This is a genomic window from Pseudomonas sp. TWP3-2, from assembly GCF_049897765.1.
In the GTDB taxonomy this organism is placed as follows: domain Bacteria; phylum Pseudomonadota; class Gammaproteobacteria; order Pseudomonadales; family Pseudomonadaceae; genus Aquipseudomonas.
Genome location: NZ_JAFCWW010000024.1, coordinates 16610 through 38339 on the forward strand (window position 1 = coordinate 16610; position 21730 = coordinate 38339).

Sequence of the window (21730 nt, forward strand, 5' to 3'; positions counted from 1 at the left end):
ATTGCGCTGTCAGATATCGCCGCCTCTTTGCAGTTGAACGCTTCACCGTGATGCCCTGGGTGCCGCGGATTACGGCACAATGGCTGCCCAAATGCGTCTTACCCACTTCTCCAACCGAGTGCCTTACCGTGCTGGCCACCCGTTTGACTCTGATTTGCCACGCTCGAACCGTCGCACAGAAACTGGCGTGTTTTCCTACAGATGAGCCTGTTGAAAATGTCGGGTTGGCGTCCTACTCGTTGGCGCCCCGGTTCGACAAGCGTTCACGGCTGATCTGCGGCCCGGAATTGCGCACTCGCCAGACCGCCGAATACTTCGGCGCCGATGCGCAGATAGATGACGCACTGCGCGATTGCGCCTGGGGACGCTGGCATGGTCAGTCGATCAAGGATTTACAGCGTCAGGAGCCTGAAGAACTCCAGGCCTGGATCGACGATCCGCACGCCGCTCCGCATGGCGGTGAGTCTGTCGCGCAACTCGGCGCGCGCGTCGCCGTGTGGCTGGCATCCTTGCAAGACACGCCAGGACATATTGTGGCGATCACTCATCCGTTCGTGATTCGCGCTGCGCTGATGCAAGTCATGCAGGGCAGCGCGGCGAATTGCATCGACGTCGAGCCATTGGCCGCGATCGAACTGAGTTTTACCGGGCGCTGGCGGCTACGCTTGCCGGGTATTGACCTTCAAGGAGCGGACTCATGAAGCGATTGCTGGTCATCGGCATTGGCGCGGGCAACCCGGACTACATCACCATGCAGGCGGTCAAGGCGCTGAACCGCGTGGACGTGTTCTTTCTCATGGACAAGGGCCAGAGCAAAGACAAACTGATCGACCTGCGTCGTGACATCTGCGAGCAATACATCACAAATCCCACGTACCGCTTCGCCGAAGCCCACAGCCCGGAGCGCGAGCGCGGCGATGTGGACTACAGCGCCAGCGTCGATGATCTGAACCGCGCCAAGCAACAGACCTTCGAGCGGCTGATCAATGACGAATTGTCTGACGGCGAGTGCGGCGGTTTTCTGGTGTGGGGCGACCCGGCGTTGTACGACAGCACGGTGCGCATTCTTCAGGCGATTCTGGCCTCGGGCCGCTGTGCCTTCGAGTTCGAAGTGATCCCCGGCATCACCTGCGTTCAGGCGTTGGCGGCGCAACACAAAGTGCCGTTGAACACCATTGGCCGCTCGATCGAAATCAGCACCGGGCGGCGTCTGGCGGCGGGGCAGGTGAGTGACACCGACAGCCTGGTGGTGATGCTCGATGCTGAAGATTCCTACCAGCAGGTGGCGGATCGCGACACGCAGATTTACTGGGGCGCCTACCTGGGCACGCCGGATGAAATCCTCATCAGCGGCAAGCTCAAGGATGTCGCGGATGAGATCGAGCGGGTGCGCAAGGCTGCGCGGGCCGAGCATGGCTGGATCATGGACACCTATTTGCTGCGCAAGCCTTGAGGTTTAGCTCGACTGTCCCGGCCCCATCGCTGGCAAGTCGAATCGTCGCACCGCAGCTCCCACAGATTTTGCGTTGGAACACTATTCTGAGTACAGAACAAAACCCTGTGGGAGCTGGCTTCCCAGCGATGGCGTACTGAAATTCAGCTCAGGAAATCGCTTTGACCTTGTGCCCAAAGCGCTCGCGATACACCGACGGCGGCACACCGACCACGCTGCGAAACGCCACGCGGAAACTTTCCACCGAGCGGTAGCCGCAGCGCTCGGCAATCTGCTCGGTGTTCTGATGGGTGCTCTCCAACAACTCACGCGCGCGGGCCAGTCGTTCATGTTGCAGCCAGGCTTTCGGCGATTGGCCGCTAGCCTCGGAGAACCTGCGCAAAAACGTGCGCTCGCTCATCGCCGCTTCACTGGCCAGATCGCGCACTTCCAGCGGTTCATGCAAACGCTCGCGTGCCCATTGCATCACCCGCGACAGATCGCTGCGCGGCGTCGGGCTGACCGGGGTGGGAATGAATTGCGCCTGACCGCCGCTGCGTTGCGGCGACATCACCAGCCGCCGTGCCACGGAATTGGCCACCTGAGTGCCGAAGTCCCGCGCTACCAAATGCAGGCAGGCGTCGATCCCCGCCGCGCTGCCCGCCGAAGTAATCAACTGGCCGGAGTCGACATACAGCACATCCGGATCGACCGCGATCGCCGGAAAACGCTCGGCCAGTTCTGTGGTGTAGCGCCAGTGCGTGGTCGCGCCATGCCCGTCGAGCAAGCCGCTGGCCGCCAGTACAAACACGCCTGAGCAGATCGACAGCAGCCGCGCACCGCGAGCGTGGGCCTGTCGCAGTGCATCGAGCAATTCTTCCGGCACTTGAGCACTGCGATCGCGCCAGCCAGGAATGATGATGGTGCGCGCCTGCGCCAACAGCTCCAGCCCGCCATCCGCGAGTATTTGAATGCCGCCCATGGCGCGCATCGGCCCTTGATCAACCGCAGCGATGCAGTGCTCGTACCAAGGGAAATCGAACTCCGGGCGCGCCAGACCGAAGATCTCCACGGCAATGCCGAACTCGAATGTACAGAGGCCGTCGTAGGCGAGGATGGCGACCAATCCAGGTGATTCAGGCATTTGGCGGAAACTTCCCGGTGAGTGTCTTGTGCGCCACTGTAGCCGCAAGCATCAGCTCGATAAAGTCTGTTCACACCCAAGCAGATGTAGGAGCAACACCGCATGACCAGCCTGGTTCGCCAAATCCCTGCCGCCCCGTCGGCGATTGCCCTGATGCATTTCAGCAACCGTCTGACCTTCGAAACCGATTGTTCCGACGTCTTCAGCAGCCAGCAGGCGGGCGAAGTCGATTTTGTGCTGGTGGACGTGCGCGGGCCGCTGGCCTTCGAGCGCGGGCATGTGCCGGGGGCGATCAATATTCCGGGGCGCGGGTTGACTGCCGACGGGCTGGCGGCTTACTCGAAAAGCACATTGTTTGTGGTTTATTGCGCAGGCCCGCACTGCAACGGCGCGAACAAGGCGGCGGTGAAACTGGCGGCGCTGGGCTATCCGGTCAAGGAAATGATCGGCGGGGTGACCGGGTGGCTGGATGAAGGATTCGAGTTGAGTGTGGCCCAGGCAAAAACGGCGCTTACGCCCATCCCATGTGATTGCTGAGACAAAATCGGGCTTTGTCCTACAACGTGTGCACCGCTCTGGCGCACACTTTTCCTACCACCCGTCAGTCGCCGATTTTATGTAAGTAATTGTCGCTTAAAAACAATTTGCCCCGTGCGCGCCGCCATAGACTGCCGACCACTTCGGTTTTTGCTCCTAAAAAGCCATCACCGAACGCTGAATCCAAAGCTGCCAATAAAAGTCTCCGCACACGGGAGTAATAAATGAAAAAGCTAGTGATGTTCGGTGCCCTGGCACTGTCGATGTTGTCTCTGACGGCTGTGGCTGATGACGCAAAACCGATCCGCATCGGTATCGAAGCCGGTTACCCGCCATTCTCGATGAAAACCCCTGACGGCAAGCTGACCGGCTTCGACGTCGACATCGGCGACGCGCTGTGCGAGCAGATGAAGGTCAAGTGCACGTGGGTCGAGCAGGAATTCGACGGCCTGATCCCGGCGCTGAAAGTGAAGAAGATCGATGCGATCCTGTCCTCGATGACCATCACCGACGACCGCAAGAAAAACGTCGACTTCACCATCAAGTACTACCACACCCCGGCGCGCTTCGTGATGAAGGCAGGCTCCGGCGTGAAAGACCCGCTGACCGAACTCAAAGGCAAGAAAGTCGGCGTGTTGCGCGCCAGTACCCACGACCGCTACGCCACCGAAGTGCTGGTGCCGGCCGGGATCGAACTGGTGCGTTACGGCTCGCAGCAGGAAGCCAACCTGGACATTACTTCCGGTCGTCTCGACGCGATGCTGGCCGACTCGGTCAACTTGAGCGACGGTTTCCTGAAAACCGACGCCGGCAAAGGCTTCGAATTCGTTGGCCCGACCTACGAAGACGCCAAGTACTTCGGCGGTGGCGCCGGTATTGCTGTACGCAAGGGCGATAAAGAGTTGGCGGACAAATTCAACACCGCCATCACTGAAATCCGCGCCAACGGCAAATACAAGCAAGTGCAGGACAAGTATTTTGACTTCGACGTCTACGGTCATTAATACGCCGTAAAAAAAGTGGCCCCGCAAACGCGGAGGCCACTTTTTTTGTGCCTGTGATATATCCAGGCAGCTCCTACATGACGGCGGGCATCAGTGGGAGCTGTTAGGCTCTGAAAATTACACCTTGTGAAGGAACGCTCATGTTGAAGATGTTTGCCCTGTTGACCCTGCTGGCGTCGACCGCCGTCCACGCTCAAACCACGCTGCAAGGCGATCTGCCGCTGAAGTATCTGGCGCAGGTTCACCCGGACGCCGAGCCGCGACCGCTGGTGGTTTTTCTGCACGGTTACGGCAGTAACGAAGCGGATCTGATAGGCATGAAATTCCAGTTGCCCAAGCAGTACAACTACCTGTCAGTGCAGGCGCCGATGTCGCTGGGGGAAGGGCGTTTCCAGTGGTTTCGCAAGAAAGGCGAAGGTGTCTACAACGGCGAAACCGATGATCTGAAGCTCAGCAGCCAGAAATTGCGCGAGTTCATCGCGGCAGCGGCGCAGAAATATCACGCGCAACCGGACAAGGTGTACCTGATCGGCTTCAGTCAGGGCGCGATGATGAGCTACGAAGTGGGGCTGCGCCAGCCAGCCGTGGTCGGTGGGATTGCGGCGCTGAGCGGGCGTCTGCTGCCGGTGCTCAAGGCGGAGCTCAAGGCCGATCAACAGCGTCCGCCGCTGAGCATCTTCATCGGCCACGGCACGGCGGATGACCGCGTGCCATACAGCGGGGGCACCGAAGCCGATGCGCTGTTGCAGAAACTTTCATACAAGCCGCAATTTCATGCCTATCCGGGCATCGGCCACAGCATCACTGCGGCCGAATTGCGCGACTTGAACGCCTGGCTGCAACAGCTCAACCCGTAACGATCACTTGTCCTTGAGGATGGTTCTGATCAGTGCGTCATGGCCGCTCTTGTCGCTGGCGCGGGAAATCACCTGGACCAGCGCCATGCGCGTGCCGGAACCGGCCATCAACGTAGTGTTGAGGGTCTGGCCACCGCCCTGAGTGGCGGTGCTGTCGACTTCACGCAGGCCGAGGCCGCTGCCTTTCTGGGTCAGGCTTTTTTCGCTGAGCTTGTTGAAGTCCGGCAGGGCTTTGCGCTGAGCGTCGACGAAATCCGCCACGGTGCCGTCGAGGAACTCGCTGTCGTTGTCCTTGACGTTATTGCCGCCGGGAATCTGGTTTTCCGCAGCGATCACCACAGTCTTGGTGGTCGGGTTGGTGTACATCGTGCCCGTGGCGCCAGTCGCGCTGGCTGGCAGCGGATCGGCGCTGAAACCCTTGGGCAGCACGAACGTGAACTTGCCGCCAAGCAGCGAGACTTTCTGCGTCGGTGCCTGTTCTTTGGCCTTGGCCGCCTGAGCATTAATGGCGGCGAAACCGACGACCGCTGCCAGCAACAGGACAACGGTTTTCTTGCTAAGCAATGACATTCGAATCTCCGAGGGATGGTCGCGCTTGGGCGGCGATCATCCCACGGAGCGCCCCCGGCACTCCAGAGCGGTTTGTCTGAGCGTGTTCAGGCGCGGGCGGCAACCGGTTTGGCCAGCAACTGGCGGGTGACACCCAGCATCGCCACTGACACCGCTACAGCAATGCCGAACCCGGCAAAACCCATGCTCGGCACCGTCAGCGCCAACACCAGACAAAACGCCGAAAACGAATACATCCCGGTCGCTGTGGCCCTTAACAACGCTGCGGTAAATGCCGGCCCACGAGTCTGCTGCGAGAACACCGCCATCACGCTGCCGAGCACCGGGAACACCGCAAGCAATCCGCTCCAGCGTTCGCCAACCGTGCTGGCAAGCAGGGTGACCGCCAGCGTCAACGCGGCGCCGGCGATCATCCGCCAGATCAATTTGTCCGACTTCGGCGCCTTGCTGTTGGCCACCGGTTGCACCTTTGGAAACAGATATGGTGCAGCGAGTAGCGCAATCGCAGCGGCGGCAATCGAAAACGGCAGCGACGCAGGGATAAGCGATAACACCACTGCCAGCGCGGCCCAAACTACCAGCGAACTGACCAGCGCCAACGGCCACTCCGCCCGCTGCGCGACCTGCGCGTAGGTGATGCAAAACGCAATCATCGCGAACATTGCCGACAGTGCTGCGACCGCCGACTGCGCAGCAAACGCGGTGCCCTGTTCAATGGCGAGGAAAAACAGAATCGGCCCGACCACTACTGGCAACCCCGACAGCCATCCGGCCACGCTCGGCCCCCAACGTTTGCCCGCCAGGGAAATCAGCAGCAGAAATCCGGGAATCAGCAGCAGTTTGAGGATCAGCACGCGGGTGTCTCCGTCGGGGGCAGGTCGTCACGTTAGCATTGGGAATAGCAGATTGCTGCATGGATATGCAGTTTTTGTATACAAAGTTTTGGGCCAGACCCGACTAAACTCTGATTAACGAACGTCCTGGAGTTGATGCCGCAATGAACAAAGTGCCGAAGGTGTTACGCAAATTCTGCGGCATTGGATTGTTAGCGCTGCTGATCTCGCCAGCGTCGGCCAATTGGCAGGAAGCGGTGCCCGGCGCGCAGATCATCGGCACCGGGGAGTTCAGCGTGTTCGGTTTCGACGTGTACAACGCGCGACTGTGGAGCACGACGCGACCGCTGGCGGAGGGCCAACCGTTTGCGCTGGAGCTGATCTATCAGCGCAACATTTCCCGCGATGATCTGGTGCAGGCGAGTGTCGATGAGATCAAGCGGTTGGCCGGTTCCGCTGTCAGCCCCGCGCAACTGGCCGGCTGGCAGACGCAGATGCAGCAGGCGTTTGTCGACGTGCAGGCCGGGACGCGAATCACCGGTGTTTATCTGCCAGGGGAGGGCGCGCAGTTCTTCGTCGGTCAGCGCCTGCAGCATGAAATTGACGATCCGCAGTTCGCCCGGGCGTTTTTCGATATCTGGCTGGATCCTCGCACGCGCAATCCCGAATTGCGCCGGCAGTTGTTGGGTAAGTGAGTTCCGGTGCTGTCGGGCACGGGCTGGAATCAGCCTGCATGCTGAAACAGACTGGAATACCAATTGTGGCGAGGGAGCTTGCTCCCGCTGGGCTGCGAAGCGGCCCCTGAAAATCTTCGTGTGAACAGAGATTTTTGCCAGCGCTGCGCACTGGAGCGGGAGCAAGCTCCCTCGCCACAGAGGCTATGTAAAACTCTGTAGTGCTCGTTTTGGCTTAAGCGCGTTCCAGCGCCAGTGCCACGCCTTGACCGCCGCCAATGCACAGGGTCGCCAGACCTTTCTTCGCATCGCGCTTGATCATTTCATGCAACAGCGTCACCAGCACGCGGCAGCCCGAAGCGCCAATCGGATGGCCGAGGGCGATGGCGCCGCCGTTGACGTTGACCTTGTTCATGTCCCACTGCAGGTCCTTGGCCACTGCCAGCGATTGCGCAGCGAAGGCTTCGTTGGCTTCGATCAGATCAAGTTGCTCGATTGACCAACCGGCCTTGTCCAGGCAGCGGCGAGTCGCCGACACCGGACCGATGCCCATGATTGCTGGATCAACCCCGGCGTTGGCGTAGGCAGCGATTTTCGCCAGCACCGGCAGGCCGAGGGCCTTGGCTTTCTCGGCGCTCATCAGGATGACCGCAGCAGCACCGTCATTCAGCGACGAAGCATTGCCAGCAGTGACGCTGCCGTCCTTTTTGAATGCAGGACGCAGCTTGGCCAGCGATTCGGCCGTGGTCTCGCCACGCGGTTGCTCATCAACCTTGAACGCAACCGGATCGCCCTTGCGCTGAGGGATCAGGATCGGAGTAATTTCATCGACAAAACGCCCGGCCTGGATGGCAGCAGCAGCTTTCTGCTGGGACGCAGCGGCGAACGCGTCTTGCTGTTCGCGGCTGATTTCATACTTGTCGACCAGGTTTTCGGCAGTGATGCCCATGTGGTAATCGTTGAACGCGTCCCACAGACCATCGCTGATCATGGTGTCGACGATTTGCGCGTGCCCCATGCGCAGACCGGTGCGTGCGCCAGGCATCACGTAGTTGGACAGGCTCATGTTTTCCTGGCCGCCGGCGATGATCACGTCAGCGTCGCCGCAACGAATCGCCTGAGCGCCCAAGTGCAAAGCTTTCAAACCCGAACCGCAGACCTTGTTCAGCGTCATGGCCGGCACCGCGTGGGGCAGGCCGGCCTTGATCGCCGATTGACGCGCCGGGTTCTGGCCGGCGCCGGCAGTCAGCACCTGGCCCATGATCACTTCATCGACCTGCGTACCGTCCAGACCGGTTTGTTCGAGCAACTGACGGATTACTGCAGCGCCCAGGTCTACGGCGGATACGCTGGCCAGCGAACCCTGAAAACTGCCGATCGCGGTGCGCGTGGCGGCAACAATTACGACGTCTTGCATGTGCGAATTCCTCACTGGGCAGCGAACTGCATTTCCGGTACGTGATCCGGGACGATCAGTTTACCTGCGGTTTTGGCGACGATTTCCTCGATGCTGACGCCAGGTGCGCGTTCTTTGAGGACAAAAGCGCCATTTTCGATTTCCAGATAGGCGAGATCGGTCAGCACGCGCTTGATGCACCCGGCGCCGGTCAGCGGCAGGCTGCAACGTGGCAGCAGTTTCGACTCACCGTCCTTGGACGCGTGGGTCATGATGACGATGATGTTGTCGGCGCCGGCCACCAGATCCATGGCACCGCCCATGCCCTTGACCAGTTTGCCGGGGATCATCCACGACGCAATGTTGCCTTCGACGTCCACTTCGAATGCGCCGAGCACGGTCAGGTCGACATGACCGCCACGGATCATCGCGAAGGACTCGGCCGAGGAGAAAATCGAAGCGCCGATGCGTGCGGTCACGGTTTGTTTGCCGGCGTTGATCATGTCGGCATCGATGGTTTCTTCAGTCGGAAAAGGACCCATGCCGAGCAGACCGTTTTCCGATTGCAGCATGACTTCCATGCCTTCGGGGATGTAGTTGGCGACCAGGGTCGGAATGCCGATGCCGAGGTTCACGTAGTAGCCGTCCTGCATTTCGCGGGCGACACGCTGAGCCATTTGTTCGCGGGAAAGTGCCATGTTGTTGTTCTCCGTAGGCCTGAATTATTTGCGGATGGTGCGCTGTTCGATGCGTTTTTCGAACGTGCCGCAAATGACCCGGTCGACGTAGATGCCGGGCGTGTGGATGTGCGCCGGATCGAGCTCGCCGGGCTCGACGATTTCTTCGACTTCGACCACGGTGATCTTGCCGGCAGTGGCGGCCAGCGGATTGAAGTTCTGCGCGGTGTGGCGATAGATGACGTTGCCGAAGTGGTCGGCTTTCCAGCCTTTGACGATGGCGAAGTCGCCGGTGATGGATTCTTCCATCAGGTACTTGCGACCGTTGAATTCACGCACTTCCTTGCCATCGGCAACCGGAGTGCCGACGCCGGTGGCGGTGAAGAATGCCGGGATGCCGGCGCCGCCCGCGCGCATTTTTTCGGCGAGAGTGCCTTGCGGGGTCAGGACGACTTCGATTTCGCCGCTGAGCAGCTGTTCTTCGAACAATTTGTTTTCGCCGACGTAAGAGGCGACAACCTTGCTGATCTGGCGGTCGGTGAGCAGTACTCCAAGGCCAAAGCCATCGACGCCGCAGTTGTTGGAAACGACGGTGAGGTCGCGGGTGCCTTTGCGCTTGATCTCGGCGATCAGGTTTTCCGGAATGCCGCACAGACCGAAGCCACCGGCGATTACGGTCATGCCGTCTTCAAGTCCGGCGAGAGCTTCCTCGTAGGAATACACGCGCTTGTCGAAACCTGCCATATGCACCTCTTTTATTGTTTGTAGGCTGGCTAGCCGAGTGACTGGAGTGTCGCGCCGGTGGATATATTTGTTAAGTTGATTTTTACGGTTGATTGATTGATAAAGCTCAATAATTGAAATTGAGCTTTTGTAGGAGCTGCCGCAGGCTGCGATCTGTTGATCTTGAACTTTAAAGTCAAAAGATCGCAGCCTTCGGCAGCTCCTACACAAAATGGGGTGTTTTCGGTATGACCATCAAACAGATTCGCGCCTTTCTTGCTGTGGCTCAGAGCCTCAGCTTTGCGGTCGCTTGCGAGCGTCTACACCTGTCGCAATCGGCGCTCAGTCTGACGATCAAGGCGCTGGAGGAGGGGCTGGGCGGGCGGCTGTTCAGCCGCAACACGCGCAACGTGGCGCTGACTCCGGAAGGCGAAGCGTTACTGCCGCTGGCCCGCCGGTTGATCGCCGATTGGGACAACGCTGAAGACGAAATGCGTCAGCGCTTCAGCCTGCAACGCGGGCGCGTGACGCTGGCGGCGATGCCGTCGTTTGCCGGCAACCTGCTGCCGCCGATTCTCAAGACCTTCCGCGCGCTGTATCCGAACGTCAGCGTGACGGTCAACGACGTGATCAACGAACAGGTGCATGAAATGGTGCGTGATCGGCAGGTCGAGCTGGGCGTGGCGTTCGAGCCGATGCAGAGCACTTCACTGACCTTTACGCCGCTGTATATGGACCGCTTCGTTGCGGTGGTGCCACAGGATTCACCGTGGGCCGAGCGTACTGATATCGACTGGGAAACCCTGCTGCAGCAACCGTTCATTACCTTGCAACGGCCATCGACTGTGCGCGTGATGCTGGAAGAACACTTGCAGGCGCGAGGGATGAAGTTACCGGTGGAATTTGAAAGCCATCAACTGGCGACGATCGGGCGGATGGTTGCCAGTGGCCTGGGCGTGAGCGCGGTACCGGCGTTGTGCGCGGGGCAGATGCGCGAGCTGGGCGCGCGGTGTCTGACGTTGCATGAGCCTGTGGTGGAGCGGGCGATTGGCGTGCTGACGGAGCCGGGGAATGAATTGTCGGCGGCGGCGCAGGCGCTATTCGACATTCTCAAGGCTGAGGAATTTGTTTGTCAGTGAGATCGCTGCCCCCTCACCCCAACCCTCTCCCCCAAGGGGGGCGAGGGGGGAAGGGAGCTGATTGAGTGACGTTCAAGACTTGAGTTCGACTCGATATTTCAGGTCGATGTACCTCGCCCAAACAACACCGTCAGTCCCCTCTACCTCTGGGAGAGGGCTAGGGTGAGGGCATCGATCCAAGGCCTGCCGCCAACAGTGGCAACACCTCCTCACAAACCCCTTCAATCTTCAAATCCAGCAAATCATCCGCCCGCGTCTTGCCCAGATTGATCGCAATCAACGGCTTGCCGCGATCCGCGATCACCCGGCACAAGTGAAACGCCGAATACGCCATCAACGACGATCCAACCACCAACATCCCCGCTGCATTCTCCGCCGCAGCCATCGCCTTGGCCGCTGTGGCCTGGGCCACGTTTTCACCAAAAAACACCACATCCGGCTTCATCCGCTCGCCCGCGCAATACGGACAGTGCGGCACCTGAAACCGCGCTTCAAAGGCAGAATCGAGCAAGGTATCGCCGTCCGGCGCCTGCACCGCGTCGACTCCGGCCAGATAAGGATTCTGCGCTTCCATCAGTTGCTGAATCGCATCACGCTCGCTGCGCTCTCCGCAATCCAGACACAGCACCCGATGCAGACTGCCATGCAACTCGACCACGTCATGACTGCCGGCCTGATCGTGCAAGGTGTCGACGTTCTGCGTGATCAGACCGCTGATCCGCCCATGGCTTTGCAGATTCGCCAGAGCCTCGTGCGCTGCATTCGGCCGCGCCACGCGCACCCGCGGCCAGCCGAGCATTGCCCGCGCCCAATAGCGGCGGCGCGATTCAGGGGCGGATAGGAATTCCTGATACATCATCGGCTGCCGGCCACGGCGTACACCGTCGCTGTCGCGGTAGTCAGGAATACCCGACGCGGTGCTGATGCCCGCGCCGGTCAGCACCACAAAGTCGCCGCCGGCCATGGCTTCGAGCACGTAGTCGAGAGAGTCGGGCATGAGGCAGCGCTCCGCAGGCGTTGAGGTGCCAGCAGAGTAGCACTCGAGATTATTTACGCGCCTCCAGAATCAGGTTGAACGGTGTCTGCGTCGCGCGGCGGAACTGTCTGAATCCGGCCTCGCTGAACACCTTGCGCAACCGCGCCTCACCGGCCTGCGCACCCAGCCCGAGGCCAACTTCTTGCGACAGTGAGTTCGGCGTGCAGATGAACGTCGAGGCCGCGTAAAACAACCGTCCGACCGGGGTGATGTTTTCATCCAGCGTATCGTTGGCGAACGGCTCGACCAGCAGCACCGTGCCGTCATCTTTCAACGATGCATAAGCATGCTTCGCCGCGCCGACCGGGTCGCCCATGTCGTGCAGGCAATCAAAAAAGCACACGAGGTCGTAATCCTCGCCGGGAAAATTTTTCGCCGAGCCCTGAAAGAACTGGGCCCGGCTGCTCACACCACCTTCTTCTGCACGCTGAGTGGCGACAGTGATTGACGGCGCGTGATAGTCGAAACCGTCGAACCGCGAGTTGGGATAAGCCTGCGCCATGATCACCGTGGATGCACCATGTCCACAGCCGACATCGGCGACTTTCGCGCCTGCTTCGAGTTTCGCCACGACACCGTCCAGCGCCGGCAACCATTCGGCAATCAAATGCCCTTTATAGCCGGGGCGGAAAAACCGTTCGGTGCCGCTGAACATGCACGGATGGTGGTCGCCCCACGCCAGCGCGCCGCTGCCGCGCATGGCTTTGACCATTTTGTCTTTGTCATGAAACAGCGCCGCCACCACGCCGAGACCCGCGGCGACGTACACCGAGGAGTCTTCTTTGGCCAGGGCCAGCGCTTGTTCTTCCGGCAGGCGGAATTTGCCGTCAAGGTGTTCCATGTAGCCGGAAGCAGCGTGGGCGCTGAGCCATTCGCGCAGCAGCCGCGCATTGCAGGCGGTTTTTTCGGCAAGGGATTCGGCGCTGATCGGTTGGCTGTCGGCCATCGCTCGATACAGCCCAAGTTCTTCGCCGAGGATGACATTGGCGAGCATCGCTGCGCCGCCCATGTCGTTGACCAGCTTGCCCATGAATTCGTTGAGTCTGGCCTCGTCCATGTCATGTGCTCCTGATACAGGATCACAGTCCGGTGGCGTTGGGAGTCGAGGCATGCACCACCGGGCGGTGGTCGTGGAAACGGGCAGGGCTCACGACGCCTGCGGCCCCCTCGACTGGGTAATTACAGAGTCTAGCCGTTCTTTAATCCTGTGGGAGCGGGCTTGCCCGCGATGGCGTCAAGTAAGTGCTGAAGATGTTGACTGTTCCGGCCTCTTCGCGGAGAGCGGCCGGTGCAGGTCTCGGTTTGGCATTGCTGCGGCAGATGCATGAGGAGGCTGTAGTGGGCGTCGTCTGAATCAAATCCGGGGGATCAACCAGCCTGGAGGATTGGGGTGAAGTTCGTAGAAACGGCGCAGTTGCGTCATGTCGTGCTCAAACCAGGTGCCAAGCCAGTGACGGTATTGCTTCTGCGCTGAATGCTGCACAACGGGGTGCTCAAGGCAATCGTATACCGCTTGACCCGCCTGCATGCCGGTGATCAGGGCCTTGAGTACACCGTGAGAAGACGCCGGATCGAGCAGGCTGGCCGCGTCGCCAACCATGAAGTAACCGCTGGCGGCCGCCGCAGTGCTGATACGCCACGAGACATCGGCGCCCAGGATGGCACCCTTCGAGGGCAAGTGTCGCAACGCTTCGGGAACGCTTGGCGCGTGCGGGTTGTGTACGTCAAATGCCAGATGGGTCCAGTGCGTCAACTGCTCCTGCACCCTGGCGACCCATGTCCATCCACCGTCTTCGGCGAATAAATGCGGAGCCTGTTGATAGGGCGCCGGACAACCCTGAACGTAACCGTAACGTGCCACCAGGCGTGGTGAACAGCGGCGCAAGGCCAAGCCCAACTGGCGATGCAACCATGCTGATGCGCCGCTGGCATCGATCAGGAAATCGGCGTAGACGGGGCCTGAATCAGTGTGTACGCCGGTCACGCGATTGTCGTGGGTGAGCACCTTGAGTGCACGACACGGTTGATGCACCGTAACCCCGAGCGCTACGGTGCGCTGCAATAACGTCGCGTCCAGGCTTGCCCGGGCAATCTGGAAGCCCCGCCACGGACCACTATCGTCGCCACCAAACGCGTGGAAACGCAGCGGCTCGCTCCATTGCACCCAGTGCCCGTCGAAGCGCAGGGCATCTTGCAAGCACAATTGCCCGGCGATACCCAATTGCTGCAGCAGTGGTTCGATGCCCGGATGCAGACTTTCGCCAGGTCGAAACCGTGGGAACGTATGGCGTTCGACCAGCGCCACGCGCAGACCGCGCAGAGCGCAAGTGATTGCCACCGCACACCCCGCCGGGCCGGCGCCGATCACCACTGCGTCAAAGGGCTTCAAGGGCGAGTTGCCATTCGGCATTTTGCGTTTTGATCAGTATCGTATCGGCACTGACGAACAGCAGAACCTGTTGTTTGACCTGCACATCCCTCAATTTGAAATCTTCAGGAGGTGTGCTTTCGGCGCCCCGTTCGTACACATGGAAGCGATAGATCCAGCCTTGCAACACCAGGCCTACCTGCTGTTGTGCAACCGACAGCTCTGCGTCCGGGCACTGAACATCAATGAAGGAACGCAGCGGCCACAAGCTGCGCAGGACCTTGTCGGTGCCGGCCCCGAGCACGTTGTACACGCGGTACATCGAGAGCACCCGGTTTTGGTATTGCTGTTGTGTAACCGCGCCGGTCAGTTGCAAGGAGAACTTGTTAGCAACGGCGACTCTGGTGTAGTCGCTATGGTCGTAAGCACCGTAGCGAACGTACGTCTGACCTTCATCCTCTATCAGTTGCGGGGTGGGCTGATTGTCCCAGGCGATACCGCTCACTCCGGATTCTGCACTGGATACCGGGATGATGGTATGTAGGCTGGCGCGCTGCTCGAAACTGCCGGTACCGTCCGGGACCAGACCGGGCCAGAAAGAACTCAGCGCCGAGCAAATTTTCACATCCTCGGTGAAAGGACTCGCCAACTGATAACCGGCGAGGAAATTGATCCAACTGCCATCCGGTTCCTGTTGACGAATCCAGCCTGCATCCCAACCCGGAGCGAAAAGTCCGGCGGAACCATCCGGCAGGTTAGTTGGACGGTCAATCTCGGCCAAGCGCAGGTTATCGGAGGATGGCGTGCCAGACTGGTGTGGTAATCCGACAATTGCCGTCACTCCCCGATCCTGAGGGGAAAAGGGCAGACCCTCGAACGTCAAATTGGCGCAGTAGCGCACATTTGACAAGGCCTCCAGTCGGGCATTCCAGATGTTCGGGTCGGCAAAGGCCGGCACCTGTTGCGCCCAGCGCATCAGGCGCCGCTGGTTGCAGAACGGGAAAAAATCCATGGGCCCAATGATCGAATAGGCGGCTATCGATAACAACTGTTGCAGTGCCGTACACCGGGCGCGGATGTATCCATCGGCTGTGCTGTCCTGATAATGCAAGGCGCGATATCCACCTTGTTTCACCAACTCGGCCACGCCAACTCGAAGGTTGAGATCCTCTACTGTGCCATCGTCGTGCAGCATCGATCGGCCATGAATCATGCCTCCGGAGTTTTTGGGCATGACGAAGGACAGCAATTGCCCCTGGTAATATGCCGGTTCGGCGAGTCGGGGTTTGGCCTCAGGCAGCAGCAGAGCCGATCCCGATCCAGGTTCGACCTTCAACGTTGCCAGACCGTCGGTGACGAGAAAGGGCGCCCGGGAAATATCCGGCTCCTGCCATCCTGTCCCGGTGTGGCGCAGGTGTATATGACGAATCTTGTCGTTGATATGAAAATGCTCGAACTTCAGCTTCAGATCGTGCCGAGCGAGGCATTCCTTGCCATTGAACAACTTGTGTATCGGCACCCAGAATTTCAGTGCGGGATCGACGTCCGACTGGAAATCCATCGGCCCGAACTGTTCGGCGTTTCCTTGGAGTTGCACGGCAATCCAGGCGCTGTATTGCACCGGCATCACTCGGATGCCATACGCAGAATCTTCCACAAACGGCAAAAAACAGCGCAGTTGGGGGTTATACAACGCGTCGGTGTTGCCGACACGCGCTATGCCTGTACGGGAAAAACACAGATCAGCGTGCTCGCCGTGCACGGTGTCGGCGGCGCAGCGGTATTCGCTGGCGAATACTGCCACCGCCAGCGGCGCGTCTTGAACTTGTCTCTGCAGATCTCTGAGCGTGGGCGGATTGACGCCGAACACATAATTCAGAACCGCTTCGATCTCTGCAGGGGAGGGATACGTTCGCAGCGGTGCTCCGCTGGCATCTACGGTCACGCGAGGTGAAGCAAATGCGTGGTAGAGCAGGCTTTGCTCTGGCCGCAACGGTTCGATCGCCCGATTGCCGGCCATACAAAAATCTGCGAAACCGGGAACCTTGCGGTTGATACGCAGCGGTTTGAGCAATTCGGCCTTGAGTGGAACCGCGAGGATGTCGAGGCCATGCGCGAGCATCAGGGAATGCCAGCCGTAGGGTGCAAGTCGTCGACAGGCTTGGGCAACGGTATCGAGCAGAGACATGGATGACCACGCGACGGTTGAGCGAGGTTGTTATCCCACAGCAATTTCGCGTGGTCGGCTACTGTCAGATCTGACAGTAGCGACCGATGGCGCTCAGCTTGATGGCAACTTCAGCTCGACGCACAGTCCGCCACGTTCCCTATTGCTCAATACCAACGATCCCCCCAGGGCCATCGCCAGTTGCTGGGCAATCGCCAGTCCAAGTCCCGTGCCGCCCGTGCTGCGATTACGCGAGTTTTCCACGCGGTAAAACGGCTCCATCACGTGGACCAACTCGTCTTCGGCAATCCCCGGTCCGCGATCCATGACCTTGATCGAGAGACCGCCACTGTTGCGTTCAACCAGCAGCTCCGCCGCACCGGCGAATTTCAACGCGTTATCCGTCAGATTCACCAGCACCCGACGCAACGCATGTGGGCGAGTGTCGATCACCACCTGACTTTTGCCGCGCAATTGCACGTCCTTACCCATGTCTTGATAGTCGAATACCAGGCTGTCGAGAAACGAGTCCAGATCAGTACGCCGACTTTCCTCGGTCGAACCGTGGATGCTGCGCGCATAGGCCACGCCCTCCCGCACCAGATGCTCCATCTCGCCAAGGTCGTTGCACAGCTTGTCCTTTTCCAGCGAGTCGTCCATGAACTCGGCGCGCAGTTTCATGCGGGTGATCGGCGTCTGCAGGTCATGGGAGATCGCCGCCAGCAGTTGCATGCGTTCCTTGAGATACGCAGCAATCCTCGCCTGCATCGCGTTGAAGGCGCGGGCGGCGTAGGCCACTTCGCTCGGGCCTTGTTCGTCGAGGTTGATCGGGTGGGCGTTGGGGTCAAGCGTTTCCACGGCGTTGGCCAGACGCGTGAGCGGGCGGATGGCGATGCGCACCGCCAGCCAGGTGCAGGCGAGCATCAGCGCCAAGTGCCCGAGCAAAACCACCGGCAACCATGGCGACAGCGGCACCATCGCCGGGCGCACGTCGATGGTCACCGGGCTGCCATCGCTCAGGCGCAGGTGGCCCTGAAAGTGCTTTTGCGGGCCGGGGATGTCGGTGAAGGTCAGCGGATAGGCATCACCAATTGCATCGGTGATCGAGGTGACTGCAATCGGCACATCGCCAGGGCCGATAGGTGTACCCGGTTCACCCTCGCTCAGCAGGTAGCCGTAGTTGTTGCGAGCCAGGCGCTTGAGCCACGCCGGGCGTTCTTCGGCGGGCAAACGGTCGAGTATGGCAATTGAAGTCGACACGTCGGTTTCGAGGTTGCCGAGCATGGTGTTTTTCGCGCTTTGATAGCGCTCGTAATACTGCGCGCCGAACGACAGCGCCTGCGCCAGGATCAGCCCGATCAAAAAGATCAGCGACACTCGCGAAGCCAGGGTGCGCGGCCAGCGCAGGGCGAAACTCATGCCGGCGCACCGAGAATTTCCACCGGCAGCGAGAACACATAACCTTCGCTGCGCACGGTTTTGATGTAGGCCGGCTCACGCGCGTCGTCGAGCAAGCGCTGGCGCAAGCGACTCACCAGCAAATCAATGGAACGGTCGAACAGATCGGCGTCACGACCCTGAGTCAGATTGAGCAATTGATCGCGGCTCAATACCCGTTGCGGATGATCGAGAAATACCCGCAACAGTCGATATTCCGCGCCGCTGAGGGCAACCATGGTGCCGTCGCTGTCGAGCAGATGCCGGGCCGAGGTATCAAGCTGCCAGCGACCGAACGCCAGCAGCCGACCGCTTTCAGTCACGATCAGATTCGGCGGCAGCATCCGCGTGCGGCGCATCACGGCGTTGATCCGGGCCAGCAACTCGCGAGCGGCGAAGGGTTTGGTCAGGTAGTCGTCGGCACCCATTTCCAGACCGACGATGCGGTCGGTTTCATCGTTGCGCGCGGTGAGCATCAATACCGGCGTGGCCTTGTGTTTGCCTGCGCGTAGTTCGCGACACAGAACCAGGCCATCGTCGCCGGGCATCATCAGGTCAAGCACGATCAGATCGACCGTGTTGGTTTCGAGAAAACTGCGCATCTGCCGGCCATCAGCGACCACGGTAGTGCGCAGGCCGTTTTTCTTCAGGTAATTGCCGACCAGTTCGCGAATCTCGCGGTCGTCGTCGACGATGAGAATGTGATCGACATGATCCATGGGCCAAACCTCAATCGAAGGGGAATACCACGCAGTTTATCGAGCCTTTATGAGCGTGCCTGCCGGCCTTTGTATTGCAGTGTATCTGGCACGACGCCGGATACACACGCAGGTAAATATCCTGCTTTTGTATGGCTGTGTATCCCGGGCGTGTGCGGATACATAGCGATTGATTCACCGCATTTGCCGACACATGCCCGATACCTCGCCAGCCTTGAATGAGTGCCATCGAGGCCGATGCCCAGCGCCTCGGCCCAATATAGCCCTCAAGGTGAATCCCATGTTCCTCATAGCGTTCCTCGGCGGCCTGTTGACCGTCCTCAGCCCGTGCATCCTGCCGGTGGTGCCGTTTCTGTTCGCTGGCGCCGACCGCAGTCGTGCCTCAATCCTGCTGACACTGGGCGGCATGGCGCTGACCTTTGCACTGATTTCCAGCCTGGCGGTGGTCAGCAGCGAGTGGGTGATTCAGGCCAGCAACAGCGGTCGCCATATTGCTTTGATCGTCATGACAGTGTTCGCACTGTCGCTGATTTCGGCGCGGATCGGCGACTGGCTGGCGCGGCCGTTTGTGATGCTTGGCAATCGCCTTGATCCGGACACCCGCAAGAAGGCCGGGCCACTGCGCTCGGTCATGATCGGCGTCGCCACCGGGTTGCTGTGGGCGCCGTGTGCCGGGCCGATTCTCGGAGTGATTCTCACAGGCGCGATGCTGCAAGGCGCCAATGCCCAGACCAGCCTGTTACTGCTGGCCTACGGCGCAGGCAGTGCGCTGTCCCTGGGAGCGTTGATATTCGCCGGTCGCGGCCTGGTTAATCGGCTTAAGCCGTCGATTCCGTTCAGCGGCTGGCTGCGCAGGGGGGCAGGGGTCGCAGTGCTGGCGACGGCAGCGGTGATTGCTACCGGAACCGACAATCTGCTGCTCGCGAAAACTTCATCCGAAGGCGTGGCCATCGTAGAGAAAAAAGTACTGGAAAACGTGCCGAAGGTGGTCGACTACCTGGTCAGCAAAGTACGTGCGGACTCGATCGAGGATAACGCGAGCAAAGGCGCGATGCCGTCGCTCGCCGGCGCTGTGCAATGGCTCAATTCTCCTGAACTGAGCGCCGAATCCCTGCGCGGCAAAGTGGTGTTGGTGGATTTCTGGACCTATGACTGCATCAACTGCCAGCACACCCTGCCGTACGTCAAAGACTGGGAGCAGAAATACGCGAAGGACGGCCTGGTGGTGATCGGCGTGCACACCCCGGAATATGGCTATGAGCGGATCATCGACAACGTCAAGGATCAGGTGAAAAAGCTCGGCATCACCTACCCGGTGGCGATCGACAACAACTACGCGATCTGGCGCAACTTCGACAACCAGTATTGGCCCGCGCACTACCTGATCGATGCCAAGGGGCAGGTGCGTTACACCCACTTTGGTGAAGGGCGCTACGAAGCCCAGGAGCAGATGATTCAGCAGTTGCTCCAGGAAGCGAAAGCGCCTGCTGCCTAAACCACGAACAACAATGGCTCAGAGGTCACGCACCATGAGCCATTGGTCGTTGTCCCAGGCGCGAAAGCGCTCCAACACCGTCCAGCCGCGTTTGGCGTAGTAGTCCTGCTTGTTCTGCGTGTGCAGATAAATGCGTGGCAGACCGCGTTTTTTTGCCTCCTCGGCAATGCCTTCGATCAGTCTTTCAGCCAGGCCCTGGCCGCGGGATTCGGGGCTGACCAGAACGCAGGCCAGCCACGGCCCCAGATCTGGACGCCGGGCAAGATCGGCTCGTGCCAACGCTGCACCGCCCAACAGCTTTTCGTCCTCAAGCGCAATCAGGCACCGCCAGTCACCATTGGTTTGCCCGTCGGCAAATTCTCGCTGCCATTCGGCCAACGGTTGCTGGGCGTATTCGTAATGAAATTGCTGATGGATCCATGCGGCGTAGGTGTCGCTGTGCTGCATGTGATCGGCTAGCCATTCGAAGCGTAAAGACATGGTTGCAGTCCGTTGGCGGGGGCGGGAATGCATCAGAGCCGATTAGCAGGTGCATTGGCAATCGCCGCAGTGTTTCGGTGGCTTTACAGAATCCGCCCATTCATCGGCGAAACCCCGGTTTTGCTGGATTGGCAGACGATTGACGGGGACGCCATGCAACCCCCGCGCGATAGTAGATTCCGCCTGATCCAATCTGCCTTGGAGCACCCATTCATGAGTACCCCGATTGATCTGTCTGCCCTGAAGGAACGCCAGAAAGTCGCTTGGGCCAGTGGCGATTACGCCGTCATCGGCACCACCTTGCAGATTGTCGGCGAAAGCCTCGCCGAAGCCTGCGACCTGCGTTGTGATGAAGAGGTGCTGGATGTCGCTGCCGGCAATGGCAATGCCACCCTCGCTGCGGCACGGCGGGGATGCCTGGTGACATCCACCGACTACGTCGCGGCGTTGCTGGAGCGCGGTCAGGATCGGGCGCGGGCCGAGCATCTGGAAGTGACTTTTCAGGTCGCTGACGCGGAAGCGCTGCCGTTTGCCGATGGCAGTTTCGAGGTGGTGCTATCCACGTTCGGGGTGATGTTCGCGCCGGATCAGGTCAAGGCCGCTGCCGAGCTGGCGAGGGTTTGCCGCAAAGGCGGGCGCATCGGTCTGGCCAACTGGACGCCGGAAGGCTTCGTCGGCCAGATGTTCAAGACCCTCGGCCGGCACCTGCCGCCACCTGCCGGTGCGCAACCGCCGTCGAACTGGGGCGCGGAAGCCTGGCTGCACTCGCAGTTCGATGAACGCCATTTCCTGCTGCAGATCAGCCGCCGACACTTCAACTTCCGCTATCGCTCGGCGGCGCACTTCATCGATATTTTTCGCCACTGGTACGGGCCGGTGCACAAGGCGTTCGCGGCATTGCCGCCGGAGAGTGGCTTGGCGCTGGAAGGGGATTTGACGGAGTTGATCGAGCGTATGAACCGCGCGGGGCCGGATTCGATGGTGGTGCCGAGTGAGTATCTGGAAGTGGTGATTACCAAGCGGTGAATCAACGCGGGAGCGA

The 21730-nt window shown here is 60.1% G+C and carries 22 protein-coding genes; 9 read left to right on the forward strand and 13 right to left on the reverse strand.

All coding sequences use genetic code 11. The features are described from left to right. Nucleotides 1-128: 128 nt before the first annotated feature. Together ACP7EE_RS24230 and cobF are read left to right on the forward strand one after the other, a co-directional pair. A complete protein-coding gene (locus ACP7EE_RS24230) occupies nucleotides 129-701 on the forward strand; it encodes a histidine phosphatase family protein (RefSeq protein ID WP_426237260.1) in 573 nt (190 codons plus the stop codon). Further along, nucleotides 698-1453, forward strand: a complete 756-nt coding sequence (cobF, locus tag ACP7EE_RS24235) for a precorrin-6A synthase (deacetylating) (RefSeq protein ID WP_426237262.1) — start codon at nucleotides 698-700, stop codon at nucleotides 1451-1453. The genes ACP7EE_RS24230 and cobF overlap by 4 nt, the downstream gene beginning before the upstream one ends. 148 nt (nucleotides 1454-1601) lie before the next feature. Here the strand turns inward: cobF and ftrA are convergent, their stop codons facing one another. Continuing rightward, nucleotides 1602-2576, reverse strand: coding sequence for a transcriptional regulator FtrA (gene ftrA / locus ACP7EE_RS24240; RefSeq protein ID WP_426206549.1), 975 nt, complete (start codon nucleotides 2574-2576; stop codon nucleotides 1602-1604). 102 nt (nucleotides 2577-2678) lie between these two features. On the opposite strand from ftrA, the gene ACP7EE_RS24245 reads away from it, so the two are divergent. The 3 genes from ACP7EE_RS24245 (at nucleotide 2679) to ACP7EE_RS24255 (ending at nucleotide 4974) form a co-directional block, all read left to right on the forward strand. Continuing rightward, nucleotides 2679-3113 (forward strand): rhodanese-like domain-containing protein, encoded by a 435-nt coding sequence (locus tag ACP7EE_RS24245; RefSeq protein ID WP_426237264.1) that lies wholly within the window; start codon nucleotides 2679-2681, stop codon nucleotides 3111-3113. A 224-nt stretch (nucleotides 3114-3337) separates the two neighbouring features. Beyond that, nucleotides 3338-4117 carry an ABC transporter substrate-binding protein gene (locus ACP7EE_RS24250; RefSeq protein ID WP_426237266.1) on the forward strand — a complete coding sequence of 260 codons (780 nt, stop codon included), beginning with the start codon at nucleotides 3338-3340 and terminating at the stop codon, nucleotides 4115-4117. A 140-nt stretch (nucleotides 4118-4257) separates the two neighbouring features. Next, the gene (locus tag ACP7EE_RS24255; protein ID WP_426237268.1) at nucleotides 4258-4974 is read left to right on the forward strand and encodes an alpha/beta hydrolase; all 717 of its coding nucleotides are present in this window, start codon (nucleotides 4258-4260) and stop codon (nucleotides 4972-4974) included. Nucleotides 4975-4977: 3 nt separating this feature from the next. Here the strand turns inward: ACP7EE_RS24255 and ACP7EE_RS24260 are convergent, their stop codons facing one another. Both ACP7EE_RS24260 and ACP7EE_RS24265 read right to left on the reverse strand, forming a co-directional pair. Further along, on the reverse strand, nucleotides 4978-5544 hold the full coding sequence (locus ACP7EE_RS24260; protein WP_426206552.1) for a hypothetical protein: 567 nt from the start codon (nucleotides 5542-5544) through the stop codon (nucleotides 4978-4980). Between the two features lie 86 nt (nucleotides 5545-5630). Beyond that, nucleotides 5631-6398 carry a hypothetical protein gene (locus ACP7EE_RS24265; RefSeq protein WP_426237270.1) on the reverse strand — a complete coding sequence of 256 codons (768 nt, stop codon included), beginning with the start codon at nucleotides 6396-6398 and terminating at the stop codon, nucleotides 5631-5633. Nucleotides 6399-6541: 143 nt separating this feature from the next. Between ACP7EE_RS24265 and ACP7EE_RS24270 the strand changes: the two genes are divergently transcribed. Next, nucleotides 6542-7072 carry a chalcone isomerase family protein gene (locus ACP7EE_RS24270; protein WP_426206554.1) on the forward strand — a complete coding sequence of 177 codons (531 nt, stop codon included), beginning with the start codon at nucleotides 6542-6544 and terminating at the stop codon, nucleotides 7070-7072. 214 nt (nucleotides 7073-7286) lie between these two features. On the opposite strand, the gene ACP7EE_RS24275 is transcribed toward ACP7EE_RS24270, so the two are convergent. The 3 genes from ACP7EE_RS24275 to ACP7EE_RS24285 are packed head-to-tail and all read right to left on the reverse strand — an operon-like array spanning nucleotide 7287 to nucleotide 9868. Continuing rightward, complete coding sequence (locus tag ACP7EE_RS24275; protein ID WP_426237272.1) at nucleotides 7287-8468, reverse strand: acetyl-CoA C-acetyltransferase; 1182 nt, start codon at nucleotides 8466-8468, stop codon at nucleotides 7287-7289. A gap of 11 nt (nucleotides 8469-8479) precedes the next feature. Then, nucleotides 8480-9145, reverse strand: coding sequence for a CoA transferase subunit B (locus ACP7EE_RS24280; RefSeq protein ID WP_420649490.1), 666 nt, complete (start codon nucleotides 9143-9145; stop codon nucleotides 8480-8482). 24 nt (nucleotides 9146-9169) lie between these two features. Then, nucleotides 9170-9868, reverse strand: a complete 699-nt coding sequence (locus tag ACP7EE_RS24285) for a CoA transferase subunit A (RefSeq protein ID WP_426206556.1) — start codon at nucleotides 9866-9868, stop codon at nucleotides 9170-9172. Nucleotides 9869-10095: 227 nt separating this feature from the next. Between ACP7EE_RS24285 and ACP7EE_RS24290 the strand changes: the two genes are divergently transcribed. Beyond that, complete coding sequence (locus ACP7EE_RS24290; protein ID WP_426237274.1) at nucleotides 10096-10986, forward strand: LysR substrate-binding domain-containing protein; 891 nt, start codon at nucleotides 10096-10098, stop codon at nucleotides 10984-10986. Nucleotides 10987-11143: 157 nt separating this feature from the next. Here ACP7EE_RS24290 and ACP7EE_RS24295 read toward each other — a convergent pair whose 3' ends face one another. The 6 genes from ACP7EE_RS24295 to ACP7EE_RS24320 form a co-directional block, all read right to left on the reverse strand. Next, complete coding sequence (locus ACP7EE_RS24295; RefSeq protein ID WP_426237275.1) at nucleotides 11144-11983, reverse strand: NAD-dependent protein deacetylase; 840 nt, start codon at nucleotides 11981-11983, stop codon at nucleotides 11144-11146. Between the two features lie 49 nt (nucleotides 11984-12032). After that, complete coding sequence (locus tag ACP7EE_RS24300) at nucleotides 12033-13079, reverse strand: class I SAM-dependent methyltransferase (RefSeq protein ID WP_426237277.1); 1047 nt, start codon at nucleotides 13077-13079, stop codon at nucleotides 12033-12035. A gap of 297 nt (nucleotides 13080-13376) precedes the next feature. Continuing rightward, nucleotides 13377-14411 carry an NAD(P)/FAD-dependent oxidoreductase gene (locus ACP7EE_RS24305; protein WP_426237279.1) on the reverse strand — a complete coding sequence of 345 codons (1035 nt, stop codon included), beginning with the start codon at nucleotides 14409-14411 and terminating at the stop codon, nucleotides 13377-13379. Next, nucleotides 14398-16578, reverse strand: coding sequence for a hypothetical protein (locus ACP7EE_RS24310; protein ID WP_426237281.1), 2181 nt, complete (start codon nucleotides 16576-16578; stop codon nucleotides 14398-14400). Before ACP7EE_RS24310 ends, ACP7EE_RS24305 begins: the two co-directional genes overlap by 14 nt. A 93-nt stretch (nucleotides 16579-16671) precedes the next feature. After that, nucleotides 16672-17976 (reverse strand): ATP-binding protein, encoded by a 1305-nt coding sequence (locus tag ACP7EE_RS24315; protein WP_426237283.1) that lies wholly within the window; start codon nucleotides 17974-17976, stop codon nucleotides 16672-16674. After that, nucleotides 17973-18713, reverse strand: a complete 741-nt coding sequence (locus ACP7EE_RS24320) for a response regulator (RefSeq protein ID WP_426206563.1) — start codon at nucleotides 18711-18713, stop codon at nucleotides 17973-17975. The genes ACP7EE_RS24315 and ACP7EE_RS24320 overlap by 4 nt, the downstream gene beginning before the upstream one ends. 280 nt (nucleotides 18714-18993) lie before the next feature. Here ACP7EE_RS24320 and ACP7EE_RS24325 point away from each other — a divergent pair, with 280 nt between their 5' ends. Further along, nucleotides 18994-20208 carry a cytochrome c biogenesis protein DipZ gene (locus tag ACP7EE_RS24325; protein WP_426237285.1) on the forward strand — a complete coding sequence of 405 codons (1215 nt, stop codon included), beginning with the start codon at nucleotides 18994-18996 and terminating at the stop codon, nucleotides 20206-20208. An 18-nt stretch (nucleotides 20209-20226) separates the two neighbouring features. On the opposite strand, the gene ACP7EE_RS24330 is transcribed toward ACP7EE_RS24325, so the two are convergent. Beyond that, nucleotides 20227-20688, reverse strand: a complete 462-nt coding sequence (locus ACP7EE_RS24330) for a GNAT family N-acetyltransferase (RefSeq protein WP_426237287.1) — start codon at nucleotides 20686-20688, stop codon at nucleotides 20227-20229. Nucleotides 20689-20901: 213 nt separating this feature from the next. Between ACP7EE_RS24330 and ACP7EE_RS24335 the strand changes: the two genes are divergently transcribed. After that, nucleotides 20902-21714, forward strand: a complete 813-nt coding sequence (locus ACP7EE_RS24335) for a class I SAM-dependent methyltransferase (RefSeq protein WP_426237289.1) — start codon at nucleotides 20902-20904, stop codon at nucleotides 21712-21714. The last annotated feature ends 16 nt before the right edge of the window (nucleotides 21715-21730 follow it).